At 60.2% G+C, this 17,514-nt stretch carries 15 protein-coding genes and 1 riboswitch; of the genes, 7 read left to right on the top strand and 8 right to left on the bottom strand.

Going from position 1 to position 17,514, the window contains the following annotated elements:
* Window positions 1-126 precede the first annotated feature (126 nt).
* From PG896_RS09345 to moaA, 3 genes are all read right to left on the bottom strand, one after another.
* Window positions 127-429, bottom strand: a complete 303-nt coding sequence (locus PG896_RS09345; RefSeq protein WP_010674154.1) for a chaperone NapD — start codon at window positions 427-429, stop codon at window positions 127-129.
* On the bottom strand, window positions 426-935 hold the full coding sequence (napF, locus tag PG896_RS09340) for a ferredoxin-type protein NapF (protein ID WP_041212734.1): 510 nt from the start codon (window positions 933-935) through the stop codon (window positions 426-428). The genes PG896_RS09345 and napF overlap by 4 nt, the downstream gene beginning before the upstream one ends.
* Window positions 936-1,186: 251 nt before the next feature.
* Window positions 1,187-2,182, bottom strand: a complete 996-nt coding sequence (gene moaA / locus PG896_RS09335; RefSeq protein WP_010674152.1) for a GTP 3',8-cyclase MoaA — start codon at window positions 2,180-2,182, stop codon at window positions 1,187-1,189.
* Window positions 2,170-2,309: riboswitch (molybdenum cofactor riboswitch) on the bottom strand. (Overlaps the previous gene by 13 nt.)
* Window positions 2,310-2,387: 78 nt before the next feature.
* Between moaA and narQ the strand changes: the two genes are divergently transcribed.
* From narQ to PG896_RS09315, 4 genes are all read left to right on the top strand, one after another.
* Window positions 2,388-4,100 carry a nitrate/nitrite two-component system sensor histidine kinase NarQ gene (gene narQ / locus PG896_RS09330; protein WP_010674151.1) on the top strand — a complete coding sequence of 571 codons (1,713 nt, stop codon included), beginning with the start codon at window positions 2,388-2,390 and terminating at the stop codon, window positions 4,098-4,100.
* A complete protein-coding gene (gene narL, locus PG896_RS09325; RefSeq protein WP_039038841.1) occupies window positions 4,100-4,738 on the top strand; it encodes a two-component system response regulator NarL in 639 nt (212 codons plus the stop codon). Before narQ ends, narL begins: the two co-directional genes overlap by 1 nt.
* A 146-nt stretch (window positions 4,739-4,884) precedes the next feature.
* A complete protein-coding gene (locus PG896_RS09320; protein ID WP_113978478.1) occupies window positions 4,885-5,250 on the top strand; it encodes a globin domain-containing protein in 366 nt (121 codons plus the stop codon).
* 360 nt (window positions 5,251-5,610) lie between these two features.
* The gene (locus tag PG896_RS09315; protein WP_043154220.1) at window positions 5,611-6,186 is read left to right on the top strand and encodes an LON peptidase substrate-binding domain-containing protein; all 576 of its coding nucleotides are present in this window, start codon (window positions 5,611-5,613) and stop codon (window positions 6,184-6,186) included.
* A 272-nt stretch (window positions 6,187-6,458) separates the two neighbouring features.
* Here the strand turns inward: PG896_RS09315 and PG896_RS09310 are convergent, their stop codons facing one another.
* A complete protein-coding gene (locus PG896_RS09310) occupies window positions 6,459-8,534 on the bottom strand; it encodes an ATP-binding protein (RefSeq protein ID WP_270835629.1) in 2,076 nt (691 codons plus the stop codon).
* Between the two features lie 18 nt (window positions 8,535-8,552).
* Window positions 8,553-9,734, bottom strand: coding sequence for an FIST signal transduction protein (locus PG896_RS09305; protein ID WP_041215518.1), 1,182 nt, complete (start codon window positions 9,732-9,734; stop codon window positions 8,553-8,555).
* Window positions 9,735-9,847: 113 nt separating this feature from the next.
* Between PG896_RS09305 and PG896_RS09300 the strand changes: the two genes are divergently transcribed.
* On the top strand, window positions 9,848-10,771 hold the full coding sequence (locus PG896_RS09300) for a gluconeogenesis factor YvcK family protein (RefSeq protein WP_161470246.1): 924 nt from the start codon (window positions 9,848-9,850) through the stop codon (window positions 10,769-10,771).
* A 12-nt stretch (window positions 10,772-10,783) separates the two neighbouring features.
* On the opposite strand, the gene PG896_RS09295 is transcribed toward PG896_RS09300, so the two are convergent.
* From PG896_RS09295 to lpcA, 3 genes are all read right to left on the bottom strand, one after another.
* Window positions 10,784-11,119: an Hpt domain-containing protein gene (locus tag PG896_RS09295; protein WP_039038838.1), complete on the bottom strand. Its 336-nt coding sequence runs from the start codon at window positions 11,117-11,119 to the stop codon at window positions 10,784-10,786.
* Between the two features lie 300 nt (window positions 11,120-11,419).
* Window positions 11,420-12,217 (bottom strand): class II glutamine amidotransferase, encoded by a 798-nt coding sequence (locus tag PG896_RS09290; RefSeq protein ID WP_043154215.1) that lies wholly within the window; start codon window positions 12,215-12,217, stop codon window positions 11,420-11,422.
* Between the two features lie 111 nt (window positions 12,218-12,328).
* Entirely contained in the window at window positions 12,329-12,907 is a 579-nt protein-coding gene (gene lpcA, locus PG896_RS09285) for a D-sedoheptulose 7-phosphate isomerase (protein WP_039038837.1), read from the bottom strand.
* Between the two features lie 252 nt (window positions 12,908-13,159).
* Here lpcA and fadE point away from each other — a divergent pair, with 252 nt between their 5' ends.
* Window positions 13,160-15,616: an acyl-CoA dehydrogenase FadE gene (fadE, locus tag PG896_RS09280; RefSeq protein WP_041212728.1), complete on the top strand. Its 2,457-nt coding sequence runs from the start codon at window positions 13,160-13,162 to the stop codon at window positions 15,614-15,616.
* Window positions 15,617-15,790: 174 nt separating this feature from the next.
* A complete protein-coding gene (locus PG896_RS09275) occupies window positions 15,791-17,308 on the top strand; it encodes an HD domain-containing phosphohydrolase (protein WP_039038835.1) in 1,518 nt (505 codons plus the stop codon).
* Window positions 17,309-17,514: the final 206 nt, after the last annotated feature.

Below are 17,514 nucleotides of genomic sequence, written 5' to 3'. Positions count from 1 at the left end.
GCTCCATGGCGCTTTATTCCTTTGCTCTGGGCTTTTCGTTCATCGAACGCAGACAACAGACCCGGCATCCCGTGTATTACCCGTGGCGGTCAGCGAACGACTCTTGCGCTTCTGCCACATGACGCCTTATTCCCCATCTTCGGCGTCCATTTCATCGAACTGGTGGTAGATCAGGGCCGCAGAGAGCACCCCGGGCAACCCCTGAATGGTGTCGATGGCCGCCATGATGGGGCGCTGGCTCGGCCCCTCCAGGGTCACCACCAGCTTGCCCTCCTCGCTGACGGCGTGGATCTCGGCCCCGTCCAGGGTCGCAATCCGCTCTGCCAGGGCGTGGCGCAGATCGGGCTGGGTCAGCACCACCAGGCTGGATACATGGAACTCTTCTCGCGTCATATCACCGTTTTCCAACTTGTTCGTCTCTTGGGTCATCGCGAAGCCTCGCCACGAGACAGACCGATGCTGATACTGCCCACTGGGCAATCCGCTACGCAGGCCCCGCAGCCGTTGCACGACTCGGCATGGATGCCGGGGGTGGGTACGCGCCCCAGCCGGGGGGAAAAGCGGATGGCCTGCTGCTCGCAGCTGTCCTGACAGCGCTGGCAGAACACCTGGGCAGTGGCCAGACAGCCCGCCTCGATATGGGCCACATACTCCCAGGGTGTCTGGGTTGTCGGCCTGAACACCGGCGCCTGGCAGGCGCTCACACACTCGGTGCAGAAGGTGCACTCGCCGCGGTGAAAATCCACCGTGGGGAAGCCCCCGTCTCCCTTGATCAGGATCTGCTCCGGACAGGCCGCCAGACAGTCGCCGCAGCGGGTACAGCCGGCCACGAACTCGTCCCAGGAGACGGACCAGGGCAACTGGATCCCAGCCTTGGGGGCGCTAAGGCGTCCCCGAAACAGGCCTCTGCGTGACAAGTTGACCCCGTCGGTCATATCGACTCCTCTTTTCGGGGACGAATGCCCCCGCGCGGATCCCGTGACTGGCATTTTCAATACCAATTATAAGCGTGGGTGTATATTGCGGCCCTGACAAGTCAGGGGATATACCACCAGGGAGATAAACAGGGGGGATTCTTGCGCTGGATCAAACCCTTGGCGCAATTAGACACAGCAGGGGCAAGGTAAATTACCCCTATGTGAGGATTGATAATTAATCGAAGGTTATTTGAGGTGCACGGCGGCTGTCAGCCGCCGATGGAGGCCAGGTGAGGGGTCATGCCTGCATTGCCTTCATGGAGGCGATGGGTGGCGGCCTTGCCGGTCAGCGCCTGGCGAATACGCCATTGCAGCGCCTCCTGCTGGCTGTCATCGGTGAGCAGATCCCGCAGTTCCACCCCGTTGTCGCCAAAGAGACACAGGTGCAGCTTGCCCTTGGAGGAGACCCGCAGCCGGTTGCAACCGGCGCAAAAATCCTTGCTGTAGGGCATGATGAGCCCCACCCCGCCCCTCGAGTCCGGATGCGTGAACACCTGGGCAGGGCCATCATCCAGGCCGCGCAGCTGCTGCACCCAGCCGCTCTCTTGCAGGCGCTGCTTGATGAGTTCACCGCTGGTATGGTGGTCGCGAAACAGGGCGTCCATCTCGCCGGTCTGCATCAGTTCGATGAAACGAAGCTCGATGGGTTTGTCCCGGATCCAGGCGAGGAATGTCTCGAGCTGATGATCATTGAGCCCCTTGAGCAGCACGGCGTTGATCTTGACCGACCGGAAACCTGCACTCAGGGCGGCGTCTATCCCCGCCATCACCTCCGCCAGCTTGTTCTCGCCGGTGATCTGGTGGAACTGGCGGGGATCCAGGCTGTCGACGCTGACGTTCAGGGCCGTCAGCCCCGCATCGAACCACTCGCGGGCACGCTCCTTGAGGCGATACCCGTTGGTGGTCATGGCCACCTTCTCGATGCCGGGAGTATTGGCCACGGTCTCGATGATGGCCGTGAAGTCGCGGCGCAGGGAGGGCTCGCCTCCGGTCAGACGCACCTTGCGCGTCCCCATGGCCGCAAACCCGGAGACGACGCGACGGATCTCCTCCAGGGAGAGGAAGGACTGGCGCCCCTCACCATCTCCTTTCGGCGGGTGATAGCCGTCCGGCAGACAGTAGGTACAGCGGAAATTGCAGACGTCGGTGACCGACAGACGCAAATAGTAAAAGCGACGGGAAAAACCATCTTCAAGTGGCAACATAAACACCTTTCCAAATACGGGAGGCCAGGGCATTTCTTTCCTGACCCTTTCAGCTCGAACATCGGCTGACGGCGATCTCCCCCTATCTCAATGACTTAGGCAAAATCGCTCGGAGTTCATCTAGTTTTTCGATGCTAGCACAACTTGGAGTACACTCCCATGCTACTTTGTGGGGTCTTTGTGGGTGAAAAGGGAGCCGGTCGGCATGGGAAAATGGTTCAGAGTGCAGTCGGTCAGCAGCGCCATCGGTCGCTCCATGGTGCTGATCCTGTTCATGGCCAGCCTGATCGCCGTGGTGGCCATGGTCACCCTCTTCTATTCGGTTCCCGATGCCAAGGCCATCAACCTGTCGGGATCCCTGCGCATGCAGGCCTACCGCATGGCCTATGAAATCGAGAAGGATCAGGTCGTCCTCGGCCGGCTCGCCCAGTTTGAACAGACCCTTCATGCCCCCGAGCTGCAGGAGACCCAGCGCTGGATCACGCCCGCCTCACTGCGCCGCACCTATGGTGAAGTCCTGCTGCAATGGCAAGTGATGCGCGAACACATCGAGAATGCCACCCCCAGCCGTTATACCGACAATACGGAACAGTTCGTCGCCGCCATCGATGACTTCGTCAACCAGATGCAGTACCACGTGGAGTTCAAGGTGCGCATGCTGGCGCTGGCCGAGGGGCTAGGGCTGCTCGCCATCATCACCATCGCCTGGTGCACGGTGCGCTTCACCCGCCAGCAGGTGGTAGCGCCCCTCAACCAGCTGGTCTATTGCGCACGCCAGATCCAGCGTCAGGAGTTCGATCTCACCCTGCCCCCCCACTGTGAGAACGAGCTGGGAGAGTTGTCGGGGGCGTTCGCGACCATGGCCGACGAGCTTGGCAAACTCTACCGGGAGCTGGAGAGCAAGGTGGAGGAGAAAACGGCCAAGCTGCAACAGGCCAACGACACCCTGTCCTTCCTCTATTCCACCGCCCAGAAACTGCACGCGGCGCCCCTCAGCCGCCGCACCCTGCAAAAGCTGCTGGAGCGGGCCGCCGCCCACCAGCACATCGAGTACATCCGCCTAACCCGCTTCGAGCACAATGCGATGCCGGTCTACATCACTGGGCGCAAGGGGTGGCCGGGGGATCTGGACGCCGTGGTGAGCTTTTACCTGCAGATGGATGACGAGGAGTACGGCCGGCTCGACTTGATAAGCGACCACCCCATCGACGAGCGGCTGATGAAGAACTTCTCCATGTTGCTGGCCCAGGTGCTGCACAAGGATCAGACCCTGCTGCAGCACCAGCGCCTGCTGCTGATGGAAGAGCGCGCCGTCATCGCCCGTGAACTGCACGACTCCCTCGCCCAGGCCCTCTCCTACCTGAAGATCCAGGCCACGCTGCTCAAGCGCTCCTTCGCCAAGGGGGACAGGGCCAAGACCGAGGCAGCCATGGAGCAGATCGACGAGGGACTCAGCAATGCCTATACCCAGTTGCGCGAACTGCTCGGCACCTTCCGCCTCAGCATCGGCGATGCCAACCTGGGTGAAGCCATCGCGGTCATGCTCGAGCAGCTCAAACCCCAGACGCACGCCGACATCAGGCTCCAGTACGGACTGACGGACACCGACCTTGAAGCGGGGCAGCACATCCACATCCTGCAGCTGATCCGTGAGGCAGTGCTCAATGCCATCAAGCATGCCAGCGCGCGGCACATTGACGTTAGCTGTGAGACCCTGGCTGATGGTAACATCCAGGTTCAGATTGCAGACGATGGTGTTGGAATAAGGGGCGCAAGCTCGGCGGTGAATCACTACGGTCTCAGCATCATGAATGAACGCGCCAGCAAATTGCGCGGCCAGTTGACCATCAGTGAACCGCCCTCCGGGGGCACCCGCATACACCTGACCTTTCCCACCAGCCTAACAAGAGACGCCTGATGGACGAGATGAAATACAGTGTTCTGGTCGTGGATGACCATCCCCTGATGCGCAAGGGAATTGTGCAACTGCTGGAGTTGGAAGATAACATCGACGTGGTTGGCGAGGCCTCCAACGGCACCGACGCAGTGGCCATGGCCAAGGAGTCCGAACCGGACCTTATCCTGCTCGACCTCAACATGAAGGGGTTGTCAGGTCTCGATACCCTCAAGGCGCTGCGGGCCGAAGAGGTGACTTCCCGCGTGGTGATCCTGACCGTCTCTGACGCCCGCCAGGATGTGGTTGCCCTGCTCAAGGCAGGCGCGGACGGCTATCTGCTCAAGGACACCGAGCCTGACATGCTGCTGGCCCAGCTGGCTGACGTGATGACCGGCAAGCAGATCCTGAGCGAGCCGCTACGTCCCTATCTCGAGAACATCTACGAGCTGGACCACCTGCAGCAGAAGCTGGAGAGCCTGACCCGACGCGAGATGCAGATCATGCGTGAAATCGCCAAGGGGTTGTCCAACAAGCAGGTCGCCTCCGTGCTCCATATCTCCGAGGGAACCGTCAAGGTCCACGTCAAGAGCCTGCTGAAAAAGCTCGAGGCCCAAAGCCGCGTCGAAGCAGCCGTCATGTACCTGGAACAGCGCAACTGAGGTCCCGGCCTCCTGCCAGCAAGGGGTCACCATCCGTGCCTCCTTGCTGGCCCCCTCTCCTTTTCCCCAAATGGCGCGGAACCCGGTGCTCTATTGAGTAGATGGATTATTATTTTCATGACATCGCACGGGAAGGAAACATCGACATGACCTTTGAGCAGATAGAGCTGGTCCAGAAAGCCTGGGGCAGGGTGAGCGCCCTGAACAACAGCTATGTCCAGGAGGTGTATGAAGAGCTGTTCAGATTGTCCCCCGAACTCAGGGCCCTCTTTCCCCCACATCAGGAGCTGCCCGTTGCCAAGGTGTCGGACACCCTGAACACCGTCATCACCAGCCTCTCCCAGCTGGATGCACTGGGTTTCATCATTCGCGATCTCGGCAGGCGTCACCAGCGATTCAACGTTCAACCCCACCAGTTTGCACTGCTCAAGCAGGCGCTGACCCAGGTGCTGGCACGGCGTCTCGGCAGTGGTTTTACCCCGGCACTGGCACAGGCCTGGTCAGATGTATGACGAGATAGCCGCCCTGATGCTGGACGGCATGACACAGCACACCGAATTGACCACCTGATCCCCTGGCCTTTGCCCCCAATCGCTCAATGGGTCTGTAACAGGCATTTTGCATGAATCAAATTTGCAATATGCGAAAATAGACTCATTCTGCACACAGGGTATGTTCGGCGCCCTTACACCTCACCTGAATCCCTTTCGCACTGCCTTGCCTGCATTCGCGACATCAAATCACAATAGATTGATTTTAAATGGATATTAAAAATAACCACGGGAAATGACTCACCCCTTCGCCACGCCACCTCTCTCTGGCACGGTCACTGCATTGTCACATTCAGCAATGACTGATTAGGAGGATGGAACATGAAACTTCAACAACTGGCACTGTTCCCCTTGCCGTCCCACATTCTGCCCGGTGGCAAGCTCCCCCTTCGCCTGTTCGAGCCGCGCCACCTGCAGATGCTCAAGGAGTCCTTCCTCGAGGATCGTGGCTTTGGCATCGTGATGGAAGAGACCACCAGCACGGGCACCTGCGGACGGATTCTCCCGGTCGGAACCCGCGTCAAGGTGACTGATTTTTATACCCTCAACGACGGTTTGCTCGGGGTCACCGTGCTCGGCCTTGAACGCTTCTGCATCCACGAGATGGAAACGGATGACGCAGGCCTCAGGCACGCCCAGGTCGAGCCGTTGCCCAACTGGCCGAGTGCGGATTCTGATATCAGCGACAACCAGCTGGTCAGCCGCTTGAGAGAGGTCTTTGCACAATACCCGGAACTGGATGAGCTCTACCCGGACAAGCAGTTCGACGATGCAGCCTGGCTCTGCCAACGCTGGCTCGAGATCCTGCCCATGCCGATCTATGAAAAACAGATGTTGATTGCCAAACAGAACAGTGAAGCGGCGCGCCAGTTCTTGCGCCGACTGATCGCACAGTGAGTCAAAGAGTGAGTCAACGGTTGGTTTGCAAAACGCGAATTCTCGGCACTGCATTCTTATAATGAAAAAATGAGAATTGCATTTTGCAATCACGGTAGCGATAAATAACACACAATTCAGCTACAGGCCGCAAATAACAGGTTTTGAAAAGTTGGCACGACTTTTTCATATAAAACCGTACAACCCGATTTATCCCGTGCTCTCTTCAGTATTTGCTGAAGAATTGGTCAACCACCAGGTTGACCATTTTTTTTACCCAAAATCGGCCGACATCACCTGCAATGGCGGAGCAGGCAGCTTCGCAGCCTGGCAAGACTGATGGGTTTGGCCAGAAAATCGTTCATGCCCTGGGCAAGGCAGCGGGCCCTGTCCTCCATCATGGCATTGGCCGTCAACGCGACGATGGGCACCTCGCACCCCATGTCCCGCAGGCGCCGGGTCGCCTCCAGCCCATCCATCTGCGGCATCCGCATATCCATCAGGACAAGGTCCGGCTGCTGCTTCGCCACCTGTGCCAGGGCCTCCAGCCCATTACCTGCCAGCCTCACCCTGCACACCAGCTTCTGCAACATCAGGGATACCACCAGCTGATTGACCGGACTGTCTTCCACCACCAGCACATCCAGCTCCAGTCTGGCGCACTCTTCACTATCGGGGGCGGCGGCCGGAGCACAGGGAGAGGCCATCCCGGGCAGCTCGAACCAGAAGCAGCTTCCCAGCCCAGGCGTGCTCTGCACGCAAATGTCTCCCCCCATCAGCTGCACCAGCCGCCTGCAGATGGCCAGCCCGAGCCCCGAGCCGGAGAAGCGGCGGGTTGCCGAACTGTCGACCTGATAGAAGGGTTCAAACAGCAATGTCTGATCCTCGGTGGAGATGCCGATCCCCGTGTCGCTGACCATGACCCCCAGCTTTTCCTCCTCCCAGGTCAACGCCAGACGCACGCTGCCGACGGAGGTGAACTTCACGGCATTGCCAAGCAGGTTGCCTATCACCTGGGAGAGGCGGACGGCATCCCCTTGAAGGCGTTCAGGGAGCGTCTCATCCAGATGCCAGTGCAGTGTGATGCCCTTGGCACTGGCCTGTGCCTGCAAGGGCTCCACCAGGGCACGGCACAGCTCGGCTGGTTGAAAGGGTTCACAGTGCAGCGTCAGGGTATGTGACTCTATTTTCGAGAAATCGAGCACATCGTCGATGATGGTCTGCAACAGATGCGCAGAGTGGGTGGCATGGCCGATGAGGGTCTGTTGCGGAGTGTCGAGCCGGCCGTGCTGCAGCAGATCCAGCATCCCCAGCACGGCGTTCATGGGAGAGCGGATCTCGTGGGTCATCATGGCGAGGAACTGGGATTTGGCACGGTTGGCCGTCTCGGCATCATCCCGCGCCCGCGCCAGCTCCTGCTCGCGGCGGATCTGGCTGCCTATCTCCCGCGCCGTGCCCCGATAGCCGAGGAAGCGGCCACCGGCATCATGGCAAGGCTCCGCATTGATCTCCATCCAGCAAGGCCCGCCCGCCAGCATCACCTGGGCCCGCATTCCCCTCACCGGCAGATGGTGGGCGATCAGGTGCCGGTAGTGACTCCAGGCCGGGTCCTGCTTGTCGTGGGCAAAATCATAGAGGCTTCTCCCCGTCTGGCGGGCCAGCACTTCCCCCTGATAGCCAGGGGCAGAGACATAGCTGAGCCTGTGCTGGGGATCGGTCTCCCAGAACCAGTCGGAGGCCATGGCGGCAAAACTGCGAAAACGCTGTTCGCTGGCCTGCAGAGCCAGGGTCTTGAGGTCAACCTGTTCTTGCAGGCGAGCCCGATAGGCGATGTTGACCAGGGCCTGGGAGATGAGCGGGCGACAACGCTGCATCGCCGCCTTGCTCTTGAGATCGAAGGTGCCCGCCACGCCGTGCCGGCAGATGAGCACACCGGAAAACCCCGGTCCCTGCAAGCCTGTCATCATGACGCTGGCCCAGCCCGGCGCCCCCGCCAGCGGCGCCAGCTCAGGCAGTTGGGCAGGATCATAGATAACCAGGGTCTCCCCCTCGATGGCCCTGGAGAAGAGCGGTGTCAGCGACCAGATCCTGCCGACCTCGTCCGGCTGGGTGCTCAGATGGGTGCTGCCCCCCACGGCCTCCCAGGCAACCACGTCCGCCTGTTCGAATCCGATAAAGGGCTTGAGAGCAAGAATGAGACTCTCCAGTACCTGCTCCAGACTCTGGGCCTGTGCCAGGGTCGCCACCCCGCACAACAGGGCTTGGGACTCCTCCCGATATCTGGCCTCCCGCTCCCGGCAACGCATCAGCTCCACCAGCGTGGTTTGCAGTTTGTCACCCAGGGTTTCGAGTTCGCTATTGCCTATCATCTTGAATCCAGCACAGTGTCAGCTCTCGAGGAAGATTACGCTCGACACCATGAGGTTGCCGTGTGCCAGCTCACCATGGGGTAATCGTCCCTGTTCACCGAAGGTAAAGGGCGTGATGAAGGGGATCTCACCCAGCCTCTGACTGAATTGACTGACGATGTCCCCCAGCCTGTCCCCCAGTGCCAGCCGACAACCGGCACAAAACACCACCAGGGCGCCAAAGGGGCGCATATTGCTCGCCATGCCATATTCAGGCTCGATATTCACCGCATTCAGGCTGCGCTGCAACAACCCTTCCTGGCTGCTGTACATGAGCAGCAGCCGCTCTCCCAGTCGGGTCTCGGTAAAGAGGCGCAGCCCCTCCCGCGCCGTCACCGCCTCGGGATGGGAGAGCTTGTAGTAGGGCAGGTCATCGAGCATGCCGACCTGACGGGCCAGTGGCGAGAGCGTCGTCTCCCTGAGGATGGGGCCCACCGGCCAGGGCGTCGCACGCTCGGTCCAGCGACCATAGACCCGGGCCGCCGGCTCGTGATCGATGGTCAGCACCTCCCGCCCGTCTATCCCGGTAATGATGCCGCGACACTCGGTGGGTACATAGCCTGAATGAAACTGGAACGCCAGTTGGCAATCGGGGTAAAGCACCGCCAACACGCACCCTTGTGATCCCTCCCCTTCGTCCCAGCACAGCTGCCACTGCCCGGCCACGCCGTCGTCTGCCGCCGACCCGCCGACGACGGGAACGGTCGCGCCAAACTCGGCGTCGATCCCCGCGAGCACAGCCTCCTCCAGCCCCGGGCTGGTGTGCAGCAACACGAGCTGCGGCAGCTCTCCCGGTCGGCCACCATCGGCGATGGCGCGGCGCAGCAATGCCCGCACATCCGGTTGATCCCCCATCTGGCCAGCCACGCCATAGGCCCCCTTGTCATCATAAAGGGCGGCGACCGACAGGCTCCAGCCATGCCGACCATGATGGCCATCCTGGGTCAGGATACCGCCGCAGGAGCTGCAACCTATCAGCCGGGTATCGGGAAAACGTGCCTTGAGCGCACGGCGCAGTTCCGCCGCCTCGTGTGCTTGGGTAAAATAGACCAGCAACAACGATGGAACATGGGATGACTGGGCATGCAACCGCTCTGTAACTTGTTGGGCGGCCAGTGGGGTCGTCTCGGCAAGCGAGTGAGCCGTCAGGAAGTTCAACATCGTCTCCTAGGGGTACGGGATGCTGGCATCAAGCAAAAATCATACCCTTATCAAACAATTACCTGGCCATGGAGACTAGAATGGTGCCCATTGGCCTCCCACGGGATCACTGCATGTGGCAGAAAAATATCAATGACTTCGACCGGGTTGTCGCCATCGGCGGCGGGCACGGTATGGGCCGGGTGCTCTCTTCCCTGTCGTTCTTGGGATCCCGGCTGACGGGCATCGTCACCACCACGGATGATGGCGGCTCCACCGGACGCCTGCGCAAAAGCCAGGAGTGCATCGCCTGGGGGGATCTGCGCAACTGCCTCAACCAGCTGGTGACCACCCCCAGCATCGGTAGCCAGCTGTTCGAGCACCGCTTTACCGGCCGCGGCGAGCTCGCGGGCCACAACCTCGGCAACCTGATGCTGCTGGCCCTCGACAACCTCTGCGTGCGCCCCCTGGATGCCATCCGGCTCATCAGCGACATGCTGGAAATTGAACCCAATCTGCTGCCCATGTCCGAGCATCCCACCGATCTGTGCGCCCACACCGTCTGTGGCGATCAGATCCTGGGGGAGGTCTCCATCGATCAGCTCACCACGCCGCCACGGGCCCTGAGCCTGAAACCGGTCGTACCCGCCACGCGCGAAGCGGTCGAGGCGCTGAGCCAGGCCGACATGATCATCTTGGGGCCGGGCAGCTTCCTCACCTCCATCATGCCTCCTCTGCTGCTGCGCGAGATTGCGGAGGCGATCCGCAGCAGCCGCGCCATCGTCGTGTTCATCAGCAATCTGGTGGACGAAGAGGGTCCGGCAGGCCAGTTGTCACTGTCCAGTCAACATCGTTGGCTGGAAGAGCGGATAGGCAGCGGCCGGATCGATGCCATTCTGGCTCCCGAGGGCCCCCAGGTACCCGAGCTGCAGCACTGCCTCGTTCGGGCCGAGCTGGGTGAAGCAGCCCTCCCCCACCGCCACGACCGCCTCAAGCTGCGGCTGGCACTCGACACCGTGATCCTGAACAGGCTTGGCGAGCGCGACATGGCGGGCTGATGCCCTTCTGGATCAGTGAAACTGGGCCAGATGGGTGAAGACCTGGGGCAGGGAGTGCTCCAGCTCAGCCAGCAGTCTGCCGGCCTCTTGCTCATCTTCCCGGCGACAGGCGGACTCCAGATCCATGACCTGCTGATAGCTGGGTTTGGCGCCATAGCTGCCACAGGACGATTTCATGCTGTGGGCAACACGCGCCAGGGCTGACCAGTCCCGCTGCTCAAAAAGCGGTCTTAATTGGGCCAACTGCTCGCCTACCTCTTCGACAAACACCGAGATGACGACCGGCATCATCTCGTGACCGATATCATCTGCCAGTTGTCGCAGCACTTTCTGATCCAGCCACTCCATCTTCTCTTCCCTATGATGGTATTCAAACAGACCACAATATAGCGGACCCACAGCCCCGCTGTCACCCGCCCTTCGGGCATACCCGTATCGCTCCGGATGCTCTTGGGACACCAGAATGTGAGCAGCTTCAAGTTATCGGTATGTCAGTCAGAATGGAGAGAGATAAAGGTTGTCACAAAATTAACATTAAAGTAACAATGCAACCCATGAGAATGATGCGGCTCAGCAACACCTCTCTCATCCCTTTTTGCCTGTATGGCTGCTGCGAAGAACCAGGGTAGACATCTACCCTGGTATTTTTTATTTCTGGTTCAACAAGTTGGCTGCATTGCCATATTCCAGCTCGCCCAGCCTGAACAGGCAGAACTCCCCGGGCACCATCTTCACCCAATTCTCGTTGCCGGTGAGCGGCCGGGTGGCGATCAGGGTCACCACATCGTTCGGCGTGGTTTCACTCTGAAAGTCGATGGCCACATCCTCATCCAGCAGACGAGCTTCGCCAAAGGGAGCCCTGCGCGTCAACCAGTAAAGGTTGTTGCTGCAATAGGTCATCACGAACTCTCCGTCCGACAGCAGCATGTTGAACACCCCGAGCCCGCGCAGCTCGTCGCACAGGGTCGCGAGGTAACGGAACATGGCGGGGAAATTTGCCGGCCGTTTGGGGTACTTGTGCTCCAGCCTGTCGAGCAGCCAGCAGAAGGCGTGCTCGCTGTCGGTGTCGCCTACCGGGCGGTGCCGCCCCGTGGGCAGCTTCTTGTAACCGGTCAACTGGCCATTGTGGGCAAAGGTCCAGTAACGGCCCCACAGTTCGCGGGTAAAGGGGTGGGTGTTTTCCAGGGAGACACACCCCCGGTTCGCCTGCCGGATATGGCTGACCACGGCACGGCTCTTGATGGGCAGTGCCTGGACCAGCTTGGCGATGGGAGATTGGGCACTGGGTTCGGGATCCTTGAAGGTGCGAAAACCCCGCCCCTCATAGAAGGTGATCCCCCAGCCATCCTTGTGGGGACCTGTCTTGCCGCCCCGCAGCATCAGCCCGGTAAAGCTGAAGCAGATGTCGGTCGGCACATTGGCACTCATGCCGAGCAGTTCGCACATATACCATCCACTCCCTGAATGTCTTGACTCTGGTTTCGTCAATCAACCGTCACGGCTGGATGAGAGGGCCGGTATGGTCACCCATCCCCCCTCTCAATCCCGGATCGTTGATTACTTGGCCATCTCTTTTTCAACCAGCTGGATCAGGATGTGGATCACCTTGATGTGCACTTCCTGGATGCGGTCGGCATAACCGAAGTGCGGCACACGGATCTCCACATCGGCCAGACCAGCCATCTTGCCGCCGTCCTTGCCGGTCAGGGCAATCACCTTCATTCCTTTGGCACGGGCCGCCTCGATGGCTTTGAGGATGTTGCCGGAGTTGCCGCTGGTGGAGATGCCAAGCAGCACGTCACCACGACGGCCGACGGCCTCCACATAGCGGGAGAAGACATAGTCATAGCCAAAGTCGTTGGAGACGCAGGAGAGGTGGCTGGGATCGGAGATGGCGATGCCGGCATAGCCTGGGCGGTTCTCGCGATAACGACCGGTCAGCTCCTCGGCAAAGTGCATGGCATCGCAGTGGGAGCCGCCGTTGCCGCAGGAAAGAACCTTGCCTTCCTGCTTGAAGGAGTCGGCGAGCAGCTTGGCCGCCGCCTCGATGTTTTTCAGATTTTGCTCATCTGCCAGGAACGCCTGAAGCACGCTGGCAGCCTCGGTCAACTCGTTGCGGATCAGTTCTTGGTACATGGTTCTTGAAATCTCGTCGTCCAACATAGGGTGGCGGCATTGTCGCACAAGCCAGTCCAATCGTCGCCCCCCGCCCGCCAAGATGGGGCGGGCAGCGCGTTATGCCGATCACAGAGCCAAGGTAACAGGCTTGTAAACAGCTTGATAAGTTTGTGCGTATGAATTACAACAGGGGCCACATCCAACAGGTCAGACCTCTGGATCAGTTAACGCCAATTTCCCAACCTCGGCAATTCATGCAAGGAGCAAACAATGACGACGACCCTCACTCTGCTCGGGGTGATCCTGGTGATCGGCGCCATGGCCTATCGCCGTGCGTCCCTGTTCACCGCCACGCTTGCCACGGCCGCCGCCCTGGTCGCCGGCACCTTCTATGGCCATGTGCCCCTGTTGGTGTGGGCGCTGTTCGCGGTGATAGCCCTGCCCCTCAATCTGGTGGAGTTTCGCCGCAACCAGCTGACCAAGCCGCTGTTCAAGATCTACAAGTCCATCATGCCGGAGATGTCCCGAACCGAGAAGGAAGCCATCGAAGCGGGGACGACCTGGTGGGAAGCGGATCTGTTTGCCGGCAACCCGGACTGGAAGAAGCTGCACGCCATTCCGGTCAGCACGCTGTCTGCCGAAGAGCAGGCCTTCATGGACGGTCCGGTTGAAGAAGTGTGCCGCATGGTCAACGACTGGGAAGTGACCCACGAGCGTGCCGATCTCTCTCCCGAGGTGTGGCAATACCTGAAGGACAACAAGTTCTTCGCCATGATCATCAAGAAGAAATATGGCGGGCTGGAGTTCTCCGCCTACGCCCAGTCCTGCGTGCTGCAAAAGCTGTGCGGCGCCAGCGCCGTGCTCGCCTCCACCGTCGGCGTTCCCAACTCCTTAGGGCCGGGTGAATTGCTGCAACACTACGGTACTGACGAGCAGAAGGATTACTACCTGCCCCGTCTGGCTGTCGGCAAGGAGATCCCCTGTTTCGCCCTGACCAGTCCGGAAGCGGGTTCTGATGCGGGCTCGATTCCCGACTTCGGCATCGTCTGCAAAGGCGAGTGGGAAGGGGAAGAGGTGCTCGGCATGCGCCTGACCTGGAACAAGCGCTACATTACCCTGGCTCCCATCGCCACCGTACTCGGCCTCGCCTTCAAGCTGCGTGACCCTGACCACCTGCTGGGTGAGGAAGAAGAGCTCGGCATCACCTGCGCCCTCATTCCGACCCACATCAAGGGAGTCGATATCGGTCGTCGCCACTTCCCGCTCAACGTGCCGTTCCAGAACGGCCCGACCCGCGGCCAAGACGTGTTTGTACCGCTCGACTTCATCATCGGCGGTCCGGCTATGGCCGGTCAGGGCTGGCGCATGCTGGTGGAGTGTCTCTCCGTCGGCCGCGGCATCACCCTGCCCTCCAACAGCACGGGCGGCGTCAAGATGCTGGCCCTGGCCACCGGTGCCTACAGCCGCATCCGTCGCCAGTTCAAGCTGCCGATTGGCAAGATGGAAGGGATTGAAGAGCCGCTGGCACGCCTGGGTGGCAACGCCTACATCATGGGCGCCGCCGCCAAACTGACGGTCACCGGCATCGATCTCGGTGAAAAACCCTCGGTCATCTCCGCCATCGTCAAGTACCACCTCACCGACCGCGCCCAGAAGTGCATCATCGATGCCATGGACATCCATGGCGGCAAGGCCATCTGTATGGGGCCGAGCAACTATCTGGCCCGTGGCTATCAGGGGGCGCCCATCGCCGTGACCGTCGAGGGAGCCAATATCCTGACCCGCAGCATGATCATTTATGGTCAGGGAGCCATCCGTTGCCACCCCTATGTGTTGCCGGAGATGCTGGCCGCCAGCCACCCCGACAAAGAACAGGCGCTGAAAGATTTCGACAAGGCGATGTTCAGCCATGTGGGCTTTGCCATCAGCAACCTGGTGCGCAGCTTCTGGCTGGGGCTGACCGGTGCCCGCTTCGCCGCCGCGCCCTACAAGGATCAGACCAAGGGCTACTATCAGCAGCTCTCTCGCCTCTCCGCCAACCTTGCCTTCCTGTCAGACATGGCGATGGGCACCCTGGGTGGCGAGCTCAAGCGCAAAGAGCGGGTGTCTGCCCGCCTTGGCGATGTGCTGAGCCAGCTCTATCTGGCCTCCAGCGCCCTCAAGCGCTATCAGGATGAAGGACGCCAGCAGGCCGACCTGCCGCTGCTGCACTGGGCACTGCAAGACGCCCTGTTCAAGGCTCAGGAAGCGATCGACGAGTTGCTGCGCAACTTCCCGAATCGCTGGATTGGTCTGGCCCTGCGCGCCATCGTGCTACCCCTTGGTCGCGACCTGAAGCGTCCCTCCGACAAGCTCGACAGCCAGGTAGCCCGCCTGCTCCAGGTGCCAAGTGCCACTCGCAGCCGTCTGGCCGAGGGCCAATATCTGACGCGCGAGGAGGGCAACCCCTTCGGGCTGCTGGAACAGGCGCTGGACGATGTGCTGACCGCAGAGCCGCTGTTTGACAAGGTGTGCAAAGCCGAAGGGAGCAAACGCCCCTTCACCCAGCTCGACAAGGTGGCAGAGGCGGGCCTGAGCCTCGGTGTCATCAACCAGGCCGAAGCGGACCTGCTGCGGCGCGCCGAGGAGAGTCGCCTTCGCACCATCAACGTCGATGACTTCGATCCCGTCGACCTAGTGGCCAACAAGGCACTGTTTGAAGCCTCCGCCTATCACAGGGCAGCTTGATGCCTCTGATGCCAGAACGCCTCCCTTGTGGAGGCGTTTTTCATGAAAGGGCTGGTGGATGGCATCCGATACGAAGAAAGAGAAACCGACTGGATCATATTTTGGATATCCATCCGTTTCCTATATTGAATGAAGCGGTTAAGGTAAGCACAGGATCACACACAGGATTGCATAATGGATGATCAAATCCTGATTATTGATGATGAAGATCTTCCCCAATCAGCACCGCGTCCCGCCGGCTGGAAGGTGATGATAGTGGACGATGAACCCGAAGTGCATCGCATCACCAAAATCACCCTGAACAAGTTTGAATTCGACGGCAAGCCGATCGATTTTCTGCACGCCTACTCTGCGGCTGAAGCCAAAGCCTTGCTCGCCCTCACCCCGGATGTCGCCCTGCTGCTGCTCGACGTCGTCATGGAGGTCGATCATGCCGGTCTCGAGGTGGTCAAATTCGTGCGCGACGAGCTGCAAAACAAGATGGTGCGCATCGTGCTGCGAACCGGTCAGCCCGGCCAGGCCCCGGAAGATGACGTGGTGACCAACTACGATATCAACGACTACAAGGACAAGACCGAGCTCACCTCCCAGAAACTGCGCACCCTGCTGCGCGCCAGCCTGCGCTCTTACCGGGACATCCGAACCCTTGAGAGCAATCGACAGGGGCTGGAGAAGGTCATCGAGGCGTCCAAGGGGATCTTCGAGCAGCGTGCCCTGCGCCAGTTCGTCGAAGGAGCCCAGACCCAGCTCAGCGCCCTGCTCAATCTGGAAGAGTCCCAGATTTACGATGTGAAGCACTTGGCGTATGAGGTGCGGGATCAGGTGCTCGAGCCTCTGCTCAGCGATGGTCCCATGCTGCGCCTCGTCGATGCGCCGGAAATCCTGCGCTGTGCCATGGCCAAGGGAGCCAATGTCTACGATGGCAACCAGATGGTGCTCTATTGCCAGAATGCCCGTCATCACCTGCTGTTCCACATCGAGACCACTCGCCCGCTCAGCCAGATGGATACCGGGCTGCTGAGCCTGTTCACCGAAAACATCATAGTGGCGCTGGAGAATATCCGGCTCAACGAGGTGATCGGTGACAACCAGCGAGAGATCATCTATCGCATCGGCGAACTGGTGGAGAGCCGCTCGAAGGAGTCCGGCTTGCACGTCAAGCGGGTGGCCCTCTACACCGAATTGTTCTGCAAGCTGCTCGGCATGAATGAGGACAGGTGCGAGCTCATCAAGCGTGCCTCTCCCCTGCACGACATCGGCAAGGTGGGGATCCCGGACGCCATCTTGCACAAACCGGGCAAACTCACTCCCGAGGAGTGGGAGATCATGAAAACCCACGCCCAGCTTGGTCAGGACATGCTCTCCGGCAGTGATCTGGCCCTGTTCCAGATAGGCGCCACCATCGCGGGCAACCATCACGAGAAGTGGAATGGCAGCGGCTATCCCCGCGGGTTGAAGGGAGAGGACATTCCGCTGGAAGGACGCATCGTCGCCCTGGCGGATGTGTTCGATGCTCTGGGCTCGGATCGTTGCTACAAGCAGGCCTGGCCGCTGGATCAGGTGCTGGCGCTGATCAAGGAGGAGAAAGGAGAGCACTTCGACCCCCTCCTGGTGGACCTGATGCTGGCCAATCTGGAGAAGTTCCTCGATATTCGCGAGCAGTACAAAGACATCTATATCGGCGCTCACTGATATCGGATGCACCCCATCCACTTGCCACCATGAAGAAGCCGCCCATTGGGCGGCTTCTTTGCAATGTGCGCGGAATTATTGCTCCGGCAGATTGAGATCCAGTTTGGGGGTTGCTGGCGTCTCTTCAAGGTAAGCGCCCCTAGATCAGCACCTGTTTTTCGGACAATACGCTCGTCACACTTAACCTCATCGTTTCTTCATCGAGG

Source organism: Aeromonas sp. QDB30 (assembly GCF_027707645.1).
Lineage (GTDB): Bacteria > Pseudomonadota > Gammaproteobacteria > Enterobacterales > Aeromonadaceae > Aeromonas > Aeromonas caviae.
This window is presented reverse-complemented; position numbering and strand designations above follow the sequence as displayed.